At 34.9% G+C, this 16,036-nt stretch carries 12 protein-coding genes; 4 read left to right on the forward strand and 8 right to left on the reverse strand.

Annotated elements, in window-relative coordinates:
• Positions 1-30: 30 nt before the first annotated feature.
• From A8143_RS02955 to A8143_RS02980, 6 genes are all read right to left on the reverse strand, one after another.
• Positions 31-2,187 carry a polyribonucleotide nucleotidyltransferase gene (locus tag A8143_RS02955; RefSeq protein ID WP_066756045.1) on the reverse strand — a complete coding sequence of 719 codons (2,157 nt, stop codon included), beginning with the start codon at positions 2,185-2,187 and terminating at the stop codon, positions 31-33.
• A 186-nt stretch (positions 2,188-2,373) separates the two neighbouring features.
• Positions 2,374-2,643 carry a 30S ribosomal protein S15 gene (gene rpsO, locus A8143_RS02960; RefSeq protein WP_066756048.1) on the reverse strand — a complete coding sequence of 90 codons (270 nt, stop codon included), beginning with the start codon at positions 2,641-2,643 and terminating at the stop codon, positions 2,374-2,376.
• An 89-nt stretch (positions 2,644-2,732) separates the two neighbouring features.
• Positions 2,733-3,602, reverse strand: a complete 870-nt coding sequence (gene accD / locus A8143_RS02965) for an acetyl-CoA carboxylase, carboxyltransferase subunit beta (RefSeq protein WP_066756050.1) — start codon at positions 3,600-3,602, stop codon at positions 2,733-2,735.
• A 43-nt stretch (positions 3,603-3,645) separates the two neighbouring features.
• Positions 3,646-4,710 carry a class I fructose-bisphosphate aldolase gene (locus A8143_RS02970; RefSeq protein ID WP_066756053.1) on the reverse strand — a complete coding sequence of 355 codons (1,065 nt, stop codon included), beginning with the start codon at positions 4,708-4,710 and terminating at the stop codon, positions 3,646-3,648.
• A 192-nt stretch (positions 4,711-4,902) separates the two neighbouring features.
• Entirely contained in the window at positions 4,903-5,607 is a 705-nt protein-coding gene (gene cmk / locus A8143_RS02975; RefSeq protein WP_066756055.1) for a (d)CMP kinase, read from the reverse strand.
• A 52-nt stretch (positions 5,608-5,659) separates the two neighbouring features.
• On the reverse strand, positions 5,660-6,883 hold the full coding sequence (locus tag A8143_RS02980) for a sensor histidine kinase (RefSeq protein ID WP_066756057.1): 1,224 nt from the start codon (positions 6,881-6,883) through the stop codon (positions 5,660-5,662).
• A 101-nt stretch (positions 6,884-6,984) separates the two neighbouring features.
• Here A8143_RS02980 and A8143_RS02985 point away from each other — a divergent pair, with 101 nt between their 5' ends.
• Positions 6,985-7,782, forward strand: a complete 798-nt coding sequence (locus A8143_RS02985) for an SDR family NAD(P)-dependent oxidoreductase (protein ID WP_066756059.1) — start codon at positions 6,985-6,987, stop codon at positions 7,780-7,782.
• Entirely contained in the window at positions 7,783-9,570 is a 1,788-nt protein-coding gene (locus A8143_RS02990; protein ID WP_066756062.1) for a MutS-related protein, read from the forward strand.
• 179 nt (positions 9,571-9,749) lie between these two features.
• Here A8143_RS02990 and A8143_RS02995 read toward each other — a convergent pair whose 3' ends face one another.
• Positions 9,750-10,262, reverse strand: coding sequence for a DUF1573 domain-containing protein (locus tag A8143_RS02995; RefSeq protein WP_083261184.1), 513 nt, complete (start codon positions 10,260-10,262; stop codon positions 9,750-9,752).
• 24 nt (positions 10,263-10,286) lie between these two features.
• The gene (locus A8143_RS03000; protein WP_066756064.1) at positions 10,287-11,909 is read right to left on the reverse strand and encodes a S41 family peptidase; all 1,623 of its coding nucleotides are present in this window, start codon (positions 11,907-11,909) and stop codon (positions 10,287-10,289) included.
• Between the two features lie 271 nt (positions 11,910-12,180).
• Here A8143_RS03000 and A8143_RS03005 point away from each other — a divergent pair, with 271 nt between their 5' ends.
• Both A8143_RS03005 and A8143_RS03010 read left to right on the forward strand, forming a co-directional pair.
• Positions 12,181-13,023: a 1,4-dihydroxy-2-naphthoyl-CoA synthase gene (locus A8143_RS03005; protein WP_175437467.1), complete on the forward strand. Its 843-nt coding sequence runs from the start codon at positions 12,181-12,183 to the stop codon at positions 13,021-13,023.
• A gap of 142 nt (positions 13,024-13,165) precedes the next feature.
• Positions 13,166-15,991 (forward strand): PAS domain S-box protein, encoded by a 2,826-nt coding sequence (locus A8143_RS03010; protein ID WP_066756068.1) that lies wholly within the window; start codon positions 13,166-13,168, stop codon positions 15,989-15,991.
• Positions 15,992-16,036: the final 45 nt, after the last annotated feature.

The raw sequence follows: 16,036 nt of genomic DNA on the forward strand, positions 1-16,036 counted from the left end.
CTCCCTTTTGAATTTCGCGTTAAAACGAATTTATTTTTCTGCTTCTTTCTTTTCTGCTTCTTTCTTTTCTGGCTTAGGTAATAAAACCTTTCTTGAAAGTTTGAATTTTTTCGTTTTTGGATCTTGTCCTATCACTTTAAATTTGACCATATCTCCCTCTTTAACTACTTCTTCAACTTTTTCAACTCTTCTATGTTCCAATTCAGAAATATGAATTAATCCATCAGTACCAGGTAAAATTTCTACGAAACAACCGTAAGCTTGAATAGATTTAACTTTACCTTCGTATTCTGCACCAACTTCGACAGTAGGAGGGAAGGCAATCAATTTGATTTTAGTTAAAGCAGCATTCATATCCTCACCATTATTCGCAAGAATTTGAACTTCCCCTTCACCTTTATCGTTTTCCTCTATGGTGATAGTAGTGTTGGTGTCCTTTTGCATCTCCTGAATGATCTTACCGCCTGGACCGATAATTGCTCCAATAGCTTCATTTGGTACGATTAAAGCCTCGATTCTTGGAGCATTTGGTTTTAATTCAGTTCTTGGTGTATCTATGGTTTTTAAGATTTCATTCAAAATATGTAAACGACCCGCTCTTGCCTGTTCTAAAGCTTCTGTTAATACTTCGAAAGAAAGACCGTCAACTTTGATGTCCATTTGACAAGCTGTAATTCCATCAGCTGTTCCAGTTACTTTAAAGTCCATGTCTCCTATATGGTCTTCATCACCTAGGATGTCAGATAATACACAGTATTTACCATCTGCATCTGTAATTAATCCCATAGCAATTCCTGAAACTGGTTTTTTCATCTGAATTCCACCGTCCATCAGCGCTAACGTACCTGCACAAACTGTGGCCATTGAGGATGAACCGTTCGATTCAAGGATATCCGATACTAAACGAATTGTATATGCATTGTCTTCAGGTAGCATGTTTTTCAAAGCACGTAAAGCTAAGTTCCCATGACCAATTTCTCTTCGTGAAACGCCTCTAATAGGTCTAGCTTCACCTGTTGAGAATGGAGGGAAATTATAATGAAGCAAAAACTTTTCGTATCGTTTTTCTGCCATATTATCAATCATTTGTTCATCCAACTTACCGCCTAAAGTAAGTGTCGTTAACGATTGAGTTTCACCTCTTGTAAATACTGCAGAACCATGAGCCGAAGGAATGTAATCAATTTCAGACCAAATAGGGCGAATTTCATCCATTTTTCTACCATCTAAACGAATGCGTTCATTCAGCATTACTTGACGTACCGCCTCTTTTTTCGTTTTATTAAAATAAGTTTGGATAAAAGGAGCTTCTGCTTCAAGTGTTTCTTCATCTAAACCATCAACATATTCTTGATATATTTCTCTAAACAACTCAGCTCTTTTATTTTTGTCGGCAAGACCTTGACGGGCAACTTCTTTGCATTTATCGAAAGTTGCAGTATGAATTTTCTCTTTTATTGCTTCGTCATGTGTTTCGTGAGAATATTCTCTTTTCACTGCCGCTGTAGGAACTTCAGCTGCTAATTCTTCTTGGAATTGGCATTGCTTTTTAATAGCATCGTGTGCAACCTTGATTATTTCAACCATATCTGCTTCTGAAATTTCGTGCATTTCACCTTCAAGCATTACGATATTCTCTGCAGTACCTGCTATCATACAATCAACGTCTGATTGAGCAAATTCTTCGTAAGTTGGGTTAACAATCCAATTACCATCAACACGACCAACTCTCACTTCAGACATCGGTCCATTAAATGGTATATCTGATACAGCTATCGCAGCAGAAGCGGCAAAACCAGCTAAAGAATCGGGCATGTTAACACCGTCAAAAGAGATTAATTGCATCATTAATTGTGTATCCGCGTGATAGTCATCTGGAAAAAGAGGTCTAAGTGCACGATCAACTAATCGCATAACAAGGATCTCGTCATCAGAAGGTCTTGCTTCACGCTTTAAATATCCTCCAGGAATTTTTCCTCCTGCAGAGAACTTTTCTCTATAATCTACGGTGAGTGGTAAAAAATCCACTCCATCTTTGGCTTCAGGATTTGAAACCACTGTGGAAAGAATCATTGTTCCTCCACATTTTACAACGACAGAACCGTCTGCTTGCTTTGCAAGTTTACCAGTTTCAACGGATATTTCTTTTCCGTTTCCTAGGTCGATTGTTTTGTTTATTACATTCATATGTGTTTGTTTTGTTGAAGCGGGGCTTCTTCTTGATCCTGTCTAAACAGGGTCCGCTTCACTTGTTTTATTTATATAATTTTTAATACTTTGATTTCTTCTTTACAAAAATAAAATACTCATTAAAAAAAAAGGCAATTAAAATCTAAATTTCAATTGCCCCTCTTTATTACTATCTTAAATCGACTATCGTCTTAGCTTTAACTCTTTAACAATAGCTCTGTAGCGCTCAATGTCTTTCTTCTTTAAGTAATCTAATAAACTTCTACGTTTACCTACTAAAAGCTGAAGTGCTCTTTGCGTTCCGTAATCTTTTCTGTTTTTTTTCAAATGCTCAGTTAAGTGAGCGATTCTGAATGTGAACAAAGCAATTTGTCCTTCTGCTGAACCAGTGTCTTTTTCACTTGATCCATGCTTTTTAAAAATTTCTTGTTTCTTTTTTGTATCTAAATACATGCCAATATTAATTTTAATGAGTATTATGTATTTCGCTGGCAAAGGTAATACTAATTTCTTAGTACGCCTCCAATTATTTTAATTATTTATTATTCCTCTTCTTTTTGTGCTTTCTCAAGCTTAAGCATTCTTAATAATTGACTCATTTTAGATTTTAAATCTTTACGGTCAACGATCAAATCTAAAAAGCCGTGCTCTAAAACAAATTCAGAATATTGGAATCCTTCTGGTAAATCTCTACCAATTGTTTCTTTTACAACTCTTGGACCGGCAAAAGCGATTAACGCGTTTGGTTCAGCGATATTGACGTCTCCTAACATTGCGAAAGAAGCTGTTACACCTCCAGTTGTAGGGTCAGTTAATAATGAAATGTATGGAAGTTTTGCTTCAGAAAGCTGATTCAATTTTGCAGATGTTTTAGCCATTTGCATTAAAGATAACCCTGCTTCCATCATACGTGCTCCTCCTGATTTAGAGATGATGATGAGCGGAGCCTCAAGTTCGATTGCTTTATCAATTGCCCGAGCAATTTTTTCTCCAACGACAGATCCCATTGACCCTCCAATAAATCGGAAGTCCATTGCTGCAATAACGATGACATCTCCATCCATTTTACCATGTGCAACACGAATAGCATCTTTTAAGCCAGTTTTTTCTTGAACTGATTTAATTCGATCTACATAGTTTTTAGTGTCTTTAAACTCTAAAGGATCCGCAGCTGTAATTCCTCTGGCAAATTCAGTTCCCTTTGTGCTATCGAATAATAATTCAAAATAATCACTCGCTGAAATTCGTTCGTGATGATTACAAACAGCGCATACGTGTAGGTTTGATTTATGCTCTTCAGTTGTAATTACAGCTTTACACTTTGGGCATTTATACCAAAGTCCTTCGGGAGTTTCTTTCTTGTCGGCTGTGGAAGTTGAAATTCCTTCCTTTTTTCTAGTAAACCATCCCATAATAATTCTTTATAATTTAATTTAACCGTAGTGGGTTATAAATTTAGGCAATTGAGATTGACTCGTCAAGGTAAACGTCTTGAATTGCATTTAACAATTCAATTCCAACATTCATATCTTTTTGGAATGCTTTTCTACCTGAAATTAATCCATGTCCTCCAGCTCTTTTGTTGATAACAGCTGTTTTAATAGCACTGGCAAGATCGGTTGCTCCACTTCCTGTTGAAGCACCACCTGAATTTATTAATCCGTTTCTTCCCATGTAGCAATTTGCGACCATGTAACGACATAAATCGATTGGATTGTCTGTTGTTAAATCTGAATAAACTTTATCATGTGTTTTACCAAAGTTGATCGCTGGGTAACCACCGTTTAATTCAGGTAATTTTTGTTTGATAATATCTGCTTGAATGGTAACTCCTAAATGAGTTGCTTGCGAAGAAATATCTGTTGCAGTGTGGTAATCTACTCCGTCTTTTTTGAAGTCTGAATTTCTCAAGTAGCACCACAAAATGGTACCCATTCCTAATTCATGAGCACGTTCGAACGCTTGTGCTATCTCTATAATTTGACGTTCTGATCCTTCCGAACCAAAATAAATAGTTGCTCCTACAGCGGTTGCTCCTAAATTCCAAGCTTCTTCTACTGATCCAAATTCGATCTGGTTAAACGTATTTGGATAAGACAACATTTCATTGTGATTTAATTTAACAATGAAAGGTATTTTGTGGGCGTATTTACGAGAACAAGAAGCTAAAACACCAAATGTTGATGCTACGGCATTACAACCACCATCAATAGCTAGTTTTACAATGTTTTCCGGATCAAAATAAATAGGGTTTGGAGCAAATGATGCACCCGCTGAATGCTCAATTCCTTGATCAACAGGTAATATTGAAACATAACCTGTTCCAGCTAATCTTCCGTGATTATAAATAGCTTCAAGGCTTCTTAAAACCTGAGGATTACGATTAGTTGGTCCAAAAGAACGCGATACAAAATCACCTCCCGGTAAATGAAGTAAGTCTTTTGATATTGTTTGACATTCATGCTTTAGCAAAGCCTCTCCTTCGCTACCTAATAATTCAAGAACTTTATTCGCGCTCATTTCTTTGTTTTAAGATTATTGAACGGGCAAAATTAAAAAACTTTCCCCTTAGTTGTGCACTTTTTAAGTAAAAAATAGGAATTGCGTCGTGTTTGCAGGACTAATTGATTTCAAAATCCTTTTAAATCAAATTGTTGAATTAAAGTATTGGATGCGATTAAATCTTTTATAAAACAAATTGAAAGCGCTCATTTAAGCCTTGCTTAACAGCTTCGATTTTTGCTTTTTAATAATAGCTAGTGCTGTTTCCAATTGAGAGGCTCTTGTCAATTCTGAGTTATCAATTTCTATCGCATCATCGGCTTTTCGAAGTGGGCTAATTTCACGGTTCATATCAATATAATCACGTTTTTGAAGGTCTTCAGCTACTTGATCTAAGCTGATGTTTTCACCTTTCTCCTTTAGCTCTTTATACCTTCGTTCTGCCCTAACTCTATTTGATGCTGTCATGAATAATTTAACTTCTGCATTAGGAAAAACTACCGTTCCAATATCCCTTCCATCCATCACTACACCACCTGTTTTACCCATGTTTTGTTGAATTTCAACCAATTTTTCACGGACTTCTTTTACAGCGCTAATTCCACTTACATTTTTAGAAATTCTACTGTTACGAATGTCTTTCTCAACATTTACACCATTCAAATAAGTTTCAGATTTACCTAGTGAAGCATCAAATTTGAAAGCAATATCAATCTTGTCCAAAGCACTAATAACCTGCTCAGGTATGAATGCACCATCCTTTAAAATTCCTTTATCTAACATATATAGCGTTACCGCACGGTACATAGCTCCGCTATCTGCATATATATAGTTCAAGGCTTGCGCAATTTCTTTGGCAAGTGTACTCTTTCCACAAGAAGAGAATCCGTCTATGGCTATGGTTAATTTTGACACAATACAAATTTACTAAATTGGGTTGAATTAATTTCGTTTTCGATATAAAATACTATTCGGATTGTACGTCTAGCAAAAACTCATATTGTGTTCCCTTGTCAATGTTTCTCTTTATTGAACCATTCATTTGTTCAACCAGCGTTTCTATCAATTCAAGTCCAAATGAGTCATTTGATTTAGGTTGCACCCAATCACCGTTATCGTTAAAAATAAATTTAATTTTACTGCCTTCCAGTTTTCGTATACTTGTATTAATTATACCTTGATCCTTGTGTTTAAACGCGTGTTTTAAAGAGTTGGATACTAATTCGTTGAATAGTAGGGCAAGTGAGACAATTTGATCCGAATCGAAATGCTTAATTTTTATATCGAAATTTAAACTTACGGGAATGTCCAAGGTATATGAACTAAGAATATTTTTTGAGAGAGACTGTAAGTAGGATTCAATATCAATACGATCCAAATCTTTTGATTGATACATTTGATTGTGGATTAATGCCATTGCTCCAATTCTACCAATAGCTTCTTTAAAATGATTTACGGACTCTGGATTTTTCATATCTTTAGTTTGTAAGCGAAGCAGGCTTGTAATTACTTGCAAATTATTTTTAACTCTGTGATGAATTTCTTTTAACATGGCTGTTTTTTCCCGGTTTTGGCTTTCAACGAGTAAGTTTTTAGAGTGCAACTCTTGGGTTAATTTTCGATAAGAATTCGCAGCGAAAGCATTTCGACGCAGAAATTGATAAATGAGATAGGCGATGACAATAGCGCAGAGAAAGCAGTTTAATGCTAAAGAGTATAACTCGCCAGTTGATAATTGTTCAACGAGTTCAAGATTCTCATTTAAGTTAAAAATCAAATAATAGGCAACTGCTAAGAATTCTGTAATTAGAATAATATTTCCAAACACTTTTCCTAACGTGAAGTAGGCAAATAGGGCTACAATCAACATCCACAAAGGATCTACAAAATGAAAAGCATCTTTAATCGTAAGCAAAGTCAAAATGGATAACGACGAGCCGGTAAGTGTAAATAAAATTGCAGCAAGTTTATATTTTTTGGTCAGTCGCATATATACCACAAAACCAATACAAGCAGCAAAACCGGCAGCAGTCAAGTAAATGACAGGTTCTTTTAAAATAATAAAAGTAATACCAAGAATCAGCAGCATAGTAGCTACAGCAATACTTAACCTGTAGGTCAGTTGATATTTCGTTTTTTCGTAATAATCGTTAAAATCATTCGAAAAATCTTCTATAGTGTTGAGTTGCATATGAGCAAAAATAACATTTCAGCTTAAAAGTGCACTATCCTTTGCATTATTTAACGGGTTCTAATTTTAAAATGATGCGAATTGATTAATTTCGTCGAATTATGAATGAGACCTTTAAAAATAAAGTCGCTTGGGTAATAGGAGCTTCATCCGGGATTGGAGAAGAAATCGCTCGCCAAGTCAACAGTTTGGGCGGATTTGTCATACTTTCCGCTCGAAACGTTGCTAAACTGGAATCAGTTAAGTCAACCTTTAATTACCCTGATAATGTATATATCATTCCGCTCGACCTAGAAAACCAGACAAACTTTGAATCAAAGGTACAAGAAGCGAAGGCATTTAGAGGTTCAATTGATTTTGTTTTTAATAACGGGGGGTTAAGTCAACGTGGTGAAGTTCACGAAACGGATATAGCAATTGATCGTCGAATAATGGAAATTAACTATTTTGGCAATATTGCTTTGGCAAAGGCTGTTTTACCAGTATTTAGGGCTCAAAAAAGTGGCCACTTTATTGTTATGTCAAGTATAGCCGGTAAATTTGGATTTTATTTACGTTCGGCATATGCTGCATCAAAGCATGCTTTACAAGGATTTTATGAAAGTTTGTTGTTAGAAGAAGCGAAAAATAACATTTTTGTTACATTGGCTTATCCCGGAAAAATTAATACTGAAATTTCAAAATCTGCCTTGAATGCTCAAGGAAATGCTCATGGGGTTATGGACCATAATCAAGAAACTGGAATGCCTGTTGAAAAGTGTGTACAAATTCTATTAAAGGCCGTTCGCAAACGAAAAAAGTCAATTTTAATTGGAAATAAAGAAATATGGGCCGTTTATATTAAACGCTTCTCGCCAAGGTTATTTTGGAGAATAATTAAAAATCAAAGCGCAACTTAAATGAGTGAAGAAAATACAATTAATCCTGTAGAATTTTATACAAAACAACTCGAACATTGGAAAGTAACACGATCAAAAGTTAAAACAAAACTATTTTGGGTTGGAATGTTACGTTTAACCGTATTTGCTGTCACCATTTGCTTAATTTATTTGTTGAGCAACTATATAAATATAGCTGTAGTTGTCGGTGTCTCCGGTATGGCAATCTTTCTATACATGGTTTCAAAAAACGCGGATATCAAATTAGAGAAAAAACGTTGTGATAAACTTATCGAATTAAATGAATTAGAAATTGAATTTTCTAAGGGGAATTTTAAGAATGCCGAAACTGGTGAGGAGTTCATAGGAGAAAATCATTACTATAATCAAGATATTGATTTGTTCGGTCACGGATCGATCTTTCAATATATCAATCGAACGAATACTGAGCCAGGACGAAAAAAGCTAGCCGCCTTATTAAATGAAAATACAATTGACCATATTAAAGACAAGCAAGAGGCTATAAAAGAACTAAATGACCGTCCAAAATGGAGGCAGAATTTTCAAGTAACGGCAGGTTTGATTAAAACTGCCGTTGATCATCAGGTTATTCTCAAATGGTTGAAAAATTATCAATCAGTTCTTCCAAATTTTATCGCAAAATTACCGTTGATTATTTCTCTAATTTCTCTCTCTGGTTTGGTTGCGTATGGCTTAGATTTAATCTCGGGAAGTCTCCTTAGCATGTGGTTCTTTTTTGGTCTAGGAATAACAGGTGTCTTTCTAAAAAAAGTCAATAAGCTATACCTTTCTGCCAGTCAAATGACAGAAACCATATCTCAATACTCAAAACTCTTAAAAGATATTGAAGATCAGCAATTTTCATCTCATATGTTAATTGAGCTTCAGAATAATATCCAAAATAAATCTAAAAAAGCTTCCGAAATAGTTGAGTCATTGGCTAAAGACCTTAACAATTTAGATCAGCGAAATAATATATTTTTCGCTTTGTTGGCAAATGGTTTTTTCCTTTGGGATTTAAGATATGCGTATCGTATTGAACAATGGATTAAGAAGTTTCAAACGACTACGGAAACTTGGTTTGAAACTATCGCGGTTTTTGAAGCTTATAATTCGTTAGCAAACTTTGCTTATAACCGTCCACAACATGTTTATCCCGAATTGTCTACGAATGAAAAAGACACCATTAAAGCAATTCAACTCGGACATCCATTATTGAATGAAACGCAGAGAGTTTCAAATGATTTTGCTATAAATAATCAAGACTTTTACATCATTACAGGAGCCAATATGGCGGGGAAAAGTACTTTCTTAAGAACTGTAGCTTTAAATATTGTTATGGCAAATATTGGGTTGCCCGTTTGTGCCAAAGAATTCGTTTATCGACCAATTAAACTAATATCCAGTATGCGAACATCAGATTCTTTAGTCAATGATGAATCGTATTTCTTCTCTGAATTAAAAAGGTTAAAGTACATTGTTAATGAAATTGAAAAGGATCGATATTTTATCATCTTGGATGAAATTTTAAAGGGAACCAACAGTAAAGACAAAGCGGAAGGTTCTGCAAAGTTTATTGAGCGACTAGTTGCGTCAAATTCTACCGGTCTGATAGCAACGCACGATCTTAGTTTATGCGCGCTTTCTACCAGCTTACCTCAAGTAGAAAACTATTATTTTGATGCCGAAATTGTGAACAATGAACTTTATTTTGATTACCGATTTAAAAATGGAATTTGTAAAAATATGAATGCTTCATTTTTATTGAAAAAAATGGAAATTGTTTAAAGAAGAGTTGGGGCTTCCTTTTTATGTTAAAATCATAAAAAGTCGTGCTTTTCGCGCTCGCTTCAATCCTCCGTTTCAATCGGATTGAGAGCTCAAACAACTGCTACAATCACTAAGCCAAAAAAAAACACTGCTTACCAAAAAAGCAGTGTTTTTTTTATTTTTTCGAAATTATTTATTTAATTCATTGGAGCCAAAACATTAGCTTCAATTTCTAAATACGTTTGCTTAGGTTCTGTATTAGCTGTTACAGTAACTCTTTTTGTTACCACTTGTCCAGCTTGTCCTTCTTTTGGTCTAAATATAACATCCATTTCTCCAAACTCACCAGGCATAATTGGTTCCTCTGGCTTATTTGGTACGGTACATCCACAAGATGCTTTAGCGCTTTCAATTACTAATGGGGCGTTACCTGTGTTTTTAAAACGAAACGTATGCAGGTTTTCACTTGGATAACGAACATTTCCAAAATTGTGTTTCTCTTGCATGTACTCAATAGTAGTAGCCTCTAACTTATTATCAGCAGGTGAATTGTTTTTTGTTGACCCTGAAACCATTTCATTTGGAGAGGTACCTGATTCACTACTTTCAAGAGCTACAATTGAACTTGTACCTTCGTTTACTTCTTTGTTTGAATCATTTCCACATGCAAATAATGCAAGCATTATAAAAGATCCTACTACTTTTTTCATCTTGTTGTTGTTTTTATTTTATAATTAATAATCTAAGCCTAATTCTGACATTGCATTACCCTCAATAATCTCCAATCCTTTAATGAATATTTCATTCTCATTGATATTGTAAATTGGGTAAAACTTTGACGAATCAAAAAGATTTGATGCAATTCTAGCTTTTAGCAATGTTGTGATTAGTTTTTGCGAAACAGCGTAGTCATCTTCATTAAATTCAACGTCTACGACAGCGGCCGCCTTCCAAAATTCAGCCATAAAAGCATCATCCGTTTTAAATTCATCTCTAAATACTTCAAAACTTGGATACATTTTCACTAATTTTTTTCGATTATCATCAACATATGAAAAGCAAAAAGTGTTTAAAACCCCACTTCGGCTAATCGAACGATAAAGATCGCTAATTTCACTTGTATCAAGCGGCACAAAAATATCAGGCATAATTCCTCCACCACCGTACACTGTACGCTTAAGCTTAAGTGTTTCAAACTTCAAAGAGTCCGGAAGTTTAATGCTGTCTTTGTGCATCATCTCACCGTGGTTATATCGATTGATATAATCGTCTCGATAAGCATCAACGCCTTCATCATAAGGTTTTTGAATGAATCTTCCTGCAGGTGTGTAATAACGAGCAATGGTTAAACGAACTTCCGATCCATCCGATAGCTTAAAAGGTTTTTGGACCAAGCCTTTTCCAAAACTTCTCCTACCAACAATTAAAGCACGGTCCCAATCTTGCAAAGAACCCGATACGATTTCTGAAGCTGAAGCCGAACTCTCGTCGATTAATACCACTAATTTCCCTTTTTCAAACGATCCTTTTTCTTTACTATGATAGTATCTGCCACGGCTGTCCTTGTCATTAGCAATTAGGGTTCTTTTTGGTTGTGAACGGCCTTCAGAATAAACAATTAGCTTATCGTCCGATAGAAATTCATCGGCCATAAATTTAGCAACATGCAATAATCCTCCACCATTTCCTTGTAAGTCAAGTATTAAATTTTTCATGCCTTCTTCTTTAAGTTCACCTAAAGCTCTCACCAGTTCCTCAGGCGTAGTCCGTGCGAAATTAGTAACCTTGATATAACCTGTCTTTTCGGTAACCATATAGGAACTTGCAACACTAAATAGCGGTATATTATCTCGTTTAACATTAAAATCTAAAATTTCTTTTTCTCCTTTTCGTTTAATGCCCATAACAACTAAAGAGTTTTTTTCACCCAAAAGTCGTTCTCTAACCCCCGAATTTTGTAACCCAATTCCTGCAATATTTTCATCGTCAACTTTCACAATTTTGTCACCGGCCTGTATTCCAACTTTTTCACTCGGACCGCCTTCAATAGTGTTGACAACCGTTAATGTATCTTCAATAATTCTAAATTGAATTCCTACACCAACAAAACTTCCATTAATTCGGTCGTTTGCTTGATTTACCTCTGATTTTGGAATGAGATAACTGTGCGGATCTAGTTCTTTCAACATTGCTACGATGGCAGCGTCAGTTAATGCTGCACCATCAAATTCATCAACATAACTCGATGATAAATAACCATATACTTCTTCAAACTTTACTGTTGTTTCTTCTTTTGTTCCTTGACTGAAAACAGTGGCTGCTCCCATCAATAAACTTGCGATCAAAATTTTCTTCATGCTTTTAATATATTTTTCAATTCAACCAGCTCTATTTGAATTGGCTTAAGACTCAATGTTATCAATTGACTTGCCTTTGAAAGGTCACGAAATTACAAAAAAATGAGCTCTGTAAATCCTATAGTTTTGTTAATAATAGTCAATAAACGTGCCTAAATTTTCGAATTTTAAAGGCTATTCCCTAATTATCGACCTGTAAGAACAGTCGTAATTATTATTAATCCCTTGTTTTAATAATTGGCTTTTGTATTTTTACGAAAAATTGAATTATATGAAAGAAGTGGCATGGAAAACTGCAATCGAATTTGAAGATATTACTTATAAAAAAGCAAATGGTGTAGCACGAATAGCGTTTAATCGTCCTGATGTTAGGAATGCTTTTCGTCCTAAAACCACGAGTGAATTATATCGTGCATTCTATGACGCACAAGAAGACAGTAGTATAGGTGTTGTTTTATTATCCGCAGAAGGACCTTCATCAAAGGATGGTGTTTACTCTTTTTGTAGTGGCGGAGATCAAAAAACAAGAGGACATCAAGGCTATGTCGGTGAAGATGGAGCGCATCGTTTAAATATTTTGGAAGTTCAACGGTTAATACGTTTTATGCCTAAAGTTGTGATAGCTGTAGTTCCGGGTTGGGCAGTAGGAGGCGGTCACTCATTACATGTTGTTTGCGATATGACTTTAGCCAGTAAAGAACATGCAATTTTTAAGCAAACAGATGCTGATGTTACAAGTTTTGATGGAGGTTATGGTTCGGCATATTTGGCAAAAATGGTAGGGCAAAAAAAGGCACGAGAAATCTTCTTTCTTGGTCGTAATTACTCTGCGCAAGAAGCTTATGAAATGGGAATGGTGAATGCGGTAATACCACACAACGAACTTGAAGATACAGCTTACGAATGGGCACAAGAAATTCTTGCTAAATCCCCAACATCAATAAAAATGTTAAAGTTTGCAATGAACTTAACTGATGATGGTATGGTTGGACAGCAAGTCTTTGCTGGAGAAGCCACACGTTTGGCTTATATGACTGAAGAAGCAAAAGAAGGTAGGAATGCATTTTTAGAAAAGCGAAAGCCTGATTTTAAAGATGTTAAATGGATTTCATAATTCATAATTAACATTGTTTTTTTAGCTAACCACTTCGATTTCAATTGATACTAAAATGATGGTGTTTTGAAACTGATTAACTCTGCCTATTATTATTTAAAAGTAAACGGAAATTAATTATATTTAGCTAGTTGTTAGTCTTATGAAATCAATTAGCCCGAATATCCGAAAAATAACCTTTGTAACTACACTCTTTGTTTCCGTAGGTTTCATTTGTATTAGTTTTTGGTTACTCTATTCAATTATTCAAAAAAGAAATGCCGTTGAAACGCTGTCAGAACAGTACGAAATAATTTCTTCATTTGAGTATGACCTAACCGATTGTTTAGAAGCTTTCATGACAGAAGGTGATATGGATGCCCAAATTTTACTGGATAAAGTTGTTAATACTCAATTTGATACAGAAAAGTATGCTGAATTAAATGGTATTTCATCAAAACTAGAAGATTTAAAACATGCTTTTAGGAGGTTTGAGAATTCTGAAGATTTTAAAGATGCAGAATACAGTATTGCGGCTTTAAGGGATGATGTTGTAACCAATCGAGGTAATATCAGAAGAAAGATTAAAGTAATTGATCATGAAATCAACTCGTATTGGAATTTTAGTTTTATTCTAATCGGTGCGGCTTGTTTTATTGCGATTATTCTAGCGGGCGTTAGTTTCGTTTTTTACCGCTCTCGAGTTAAAATTTCGTTTTTACAGAACAGAAATTCTTTATTGATGCGGAGCATCGCAGATTGCGTGATACTTTGTGATAATGATGGAATTATAATTGACTACAATAAAGCAGCTTCTAAACAGTTTGGTTTTGGAAAAAAAGATGCGATTGGAAAATCTATAGATTTGTTTTATGCGAATGAGAATGATTGGAAAAAAGTTCGTAAAGCCCTTGAAGACAGCAATGTTTTTAAAGGGGAAATTATCAATAAACGAATTAACGGGGAGCAATTTTTGAGTTATTTGTCAGCCAATAAAGTTTTTGATGAAAAAGGTAATGTAATAGGAACAATGGGAATATCAAGGGATATTTCAACTCAAAAACAAGATGAGTTTCAATTACAGCATATAATAAATAATGCTACCGATATTATCTTTAGCACTGATGAGCAAGGAATTGTAACTTATATAAACCCCGTTTCTGAAAATCTGTTGGGTTATAAACAAGCTGAGTTAATTGGGCAATCGTATAAAGTATTGGTCCATAATGATTTTTTAAAAAATTTGGCGGATCATTTTTATAATCAGTTTAAAGATAGGGTAGAAGATACTTATATTGAATATCGCATGGTTGCAAAAGATGGTCGTGAAATTTGGGTAGGTCAAAACTCGCGACTAATTTTTGATCCAACAAATTCTAAGTTCATCAGAGGTTTTTTTGGTGTAGTGAGAAACCTTGAAGAAATAAACAAGGTGATGATGGAATTAAAAGAAAGTGAAACGAAATACCGGGAGCTTTTTGATAATTCTATGGAAATGATTCAAAGCATGACACCAACAGGTGAAATATTATATGTGAATGAGTCGTGGAAACATCGTTTTGGATATAATGATGATGAGGTAGAGAAAATTAATTTATTTGATTTAATTGATGACACCAGTAGGGTGTATTGTGAAAATATTTTGGCAGAAATCTTAAAAATTGGTTCGGTAAACGACGATAAGGAAATTGCATTTAAAATGTTAACAAAGTCGAACGAAGTGATTGCCGTAAAAGGTAGCTTGGGTGTTAAATATGAGAATAATCAGGTTGAATCAATCCAAGCTTTTTTGAGGGATGTTACAGAACAAGCAGCAATTGAAGAGGCTTTAAAGAAAAGTGAAGAAAACTTTAGGTTGATTAGCAATTCTATAAACGATGTCTTTTTTCTTTATGATTACAACACAAAATCATATGATTATATTAGCCCAAATTGCGAGGCTATCTTAGGAGCGAATAAGGAGTTTTTCTATTCGGGCGAAAATTATTTTGAACGGTATGTTTTTCCAGAAGATCGGGAACTCGTTCACGAAATTGAGGAAAAGGTGAAGCGAGGAGAAATAGGAAATATTGAATACAGACGATTTGTAAAAGGAGAATTAAGATGGATTAGCGAAAAGTGGTTTCCGATTATCAACGAGATAGGAGATACCGTTCGAATTTCAGGGGTATGCAGGGATATTACAGAAATGCGAAAGGCGTACAATACGATTTATGAACAAAATTTAGAAATAAGTCAGAGTATTTTGTACGCAAAGAATATTCAAGAATCAACCTTACCGACACCACAAGAAACTAAGGCAATTTTTAAGGATTCTTTTGTTTTTTATCGTGCCAAGGATGTACTTAGTGGTGACTTGTATATTTTTGAAACTGTTCATGGAAAGAATGATGAAAATTGGCCAGCTATTATTGTGGGAGATTGCACAGGGCATGGAGTGCCAGGCGGAGTCTTAAGTTTACTTTGTAGCGGATTGTTAACAGAGTCTTTAACCAGTCCAAAGGTTAATAACCCCGCTCAAGCCCTCGATTTTGTCAGATCAAAGCTGATAAGATTATTTCGATCAAATCCAGACAAATATATTCGTGATGGAATGGATGCGGCGTTTTGTGTTTATAATCCTTCAAATCAAGAAATTTATTTCGCTGGGGCAAATCTATCGTGTTTCATCGTAAGAGATAATGAAGTTTATGAATACAAAGGAGATAAACAACCTGTCGGCTATAGTTTTGAAATGGAACCTTTTGTTAATTATACAATAAGTACAGAGGAAGGTGACACTATTTATATCACAACTGACGGTTATGTCGATCAATTTGGTGGTAGAAAAAATAAAAAATTCTTGAAAAAAAGATTTAAAGAATTGTTACTCGATATTAATCACTTAACAATGGAAGAACAACGGTCGGAAATTGAACGGAATTTTTACCGTTGGAAGGGAAGTGTCGAACAAACAGATGATATTGCATTAATCGGAGTCAAACTATGATTCTCCGCAAAGAAACCACAAATGTGAATTTAAGTGATTTTTAGC

Source organism: Crocinitomix algicola (genome assembly GCF_001661595.2).
Classification (GTDB): Bacteria; Bacteroidota; Bacteroidia; order Flavobacteriales_D; family Crocinitomicaceae; genus Crocinitomix; species Crocinitomix algicola.

Bases quoted from the DNA above. Each gene is read 5' to 3' on its own strand.
- A8143_RS02955 (WP_066756045.1), bottom strand. From the start codon at position 2,187: ATGAATGTAATAAACAAAACAATCGACCTAGGAAACGGAAAAGAAATA.
- rpsO (WP_066756048.1), bottom strand. From the start codon at position 2,643: ATGTATTTAGATACAAAAAAGAAACAAGAAATTTTTAAAAAGCATGGA.
- accD (WP_066756050.1), bottom strand. From the start codon at position 3,602: ATGGGATGGTTTACTAGAAAAAAGGAAGGAATTTCAACTTCCACAGCC.
- A8143_RS02970 (WP_066756053.1), bottom strand. From the start codon at position 4,710: ATGAGCGCGAATAAAGTTCTTGAATTATTAGGTAGCGAAGGAGAGGCT.
- A8143_RS02980 (WP_066756057.1), bottom strand. From the start codon at position 6,883: ATGCAACTCAACACTATAGAAGATTTTTCGAATGATTTTAACGATTAT.
- A8143_RS02985 (WP_066756059.1), top strand. From the start codon at position 6,985: ATGAATGAGACCTTTAAAAATAAAGTCGCTTGGGTAATAGGAGCTTCA.
- A8143_RS02990 (WP_066756062.1), top strand. From the start codon at position 7,783: ATGAGTGAAGAAAATACAATTAATCCTGTAGAATTTTATACAAAACAA.
- A8143_RS02995 (WP_083261184.1), bottom strand. From the start codon at position 10,262: ATGAAAAAAGTAGTAGGATCTTTTATAATGCTTGCATTATTTGCATGT.
- A8143_RS03000 (WP_066756064.1), bottom strand. From the start codon at position 11,909: ATGAAGAAAATTTTGATCGCAAGTTTATTGATGGGAGCAGCCACTGTT.
- A8143_RS03005 (WP_175437467.1), top strand. From the start codon at position 12,181: ATGAAAGAAGTGGCATGGAAAACTGCAATCGAATTTGAAGATATTACT.
- A8143_RS03010 (WP_066756068.1), top strand. From the start codon at position 13,166: ATGAAATCAATTAGCCCGAATATCCGAAAAATAACCTTTGTAACTACA.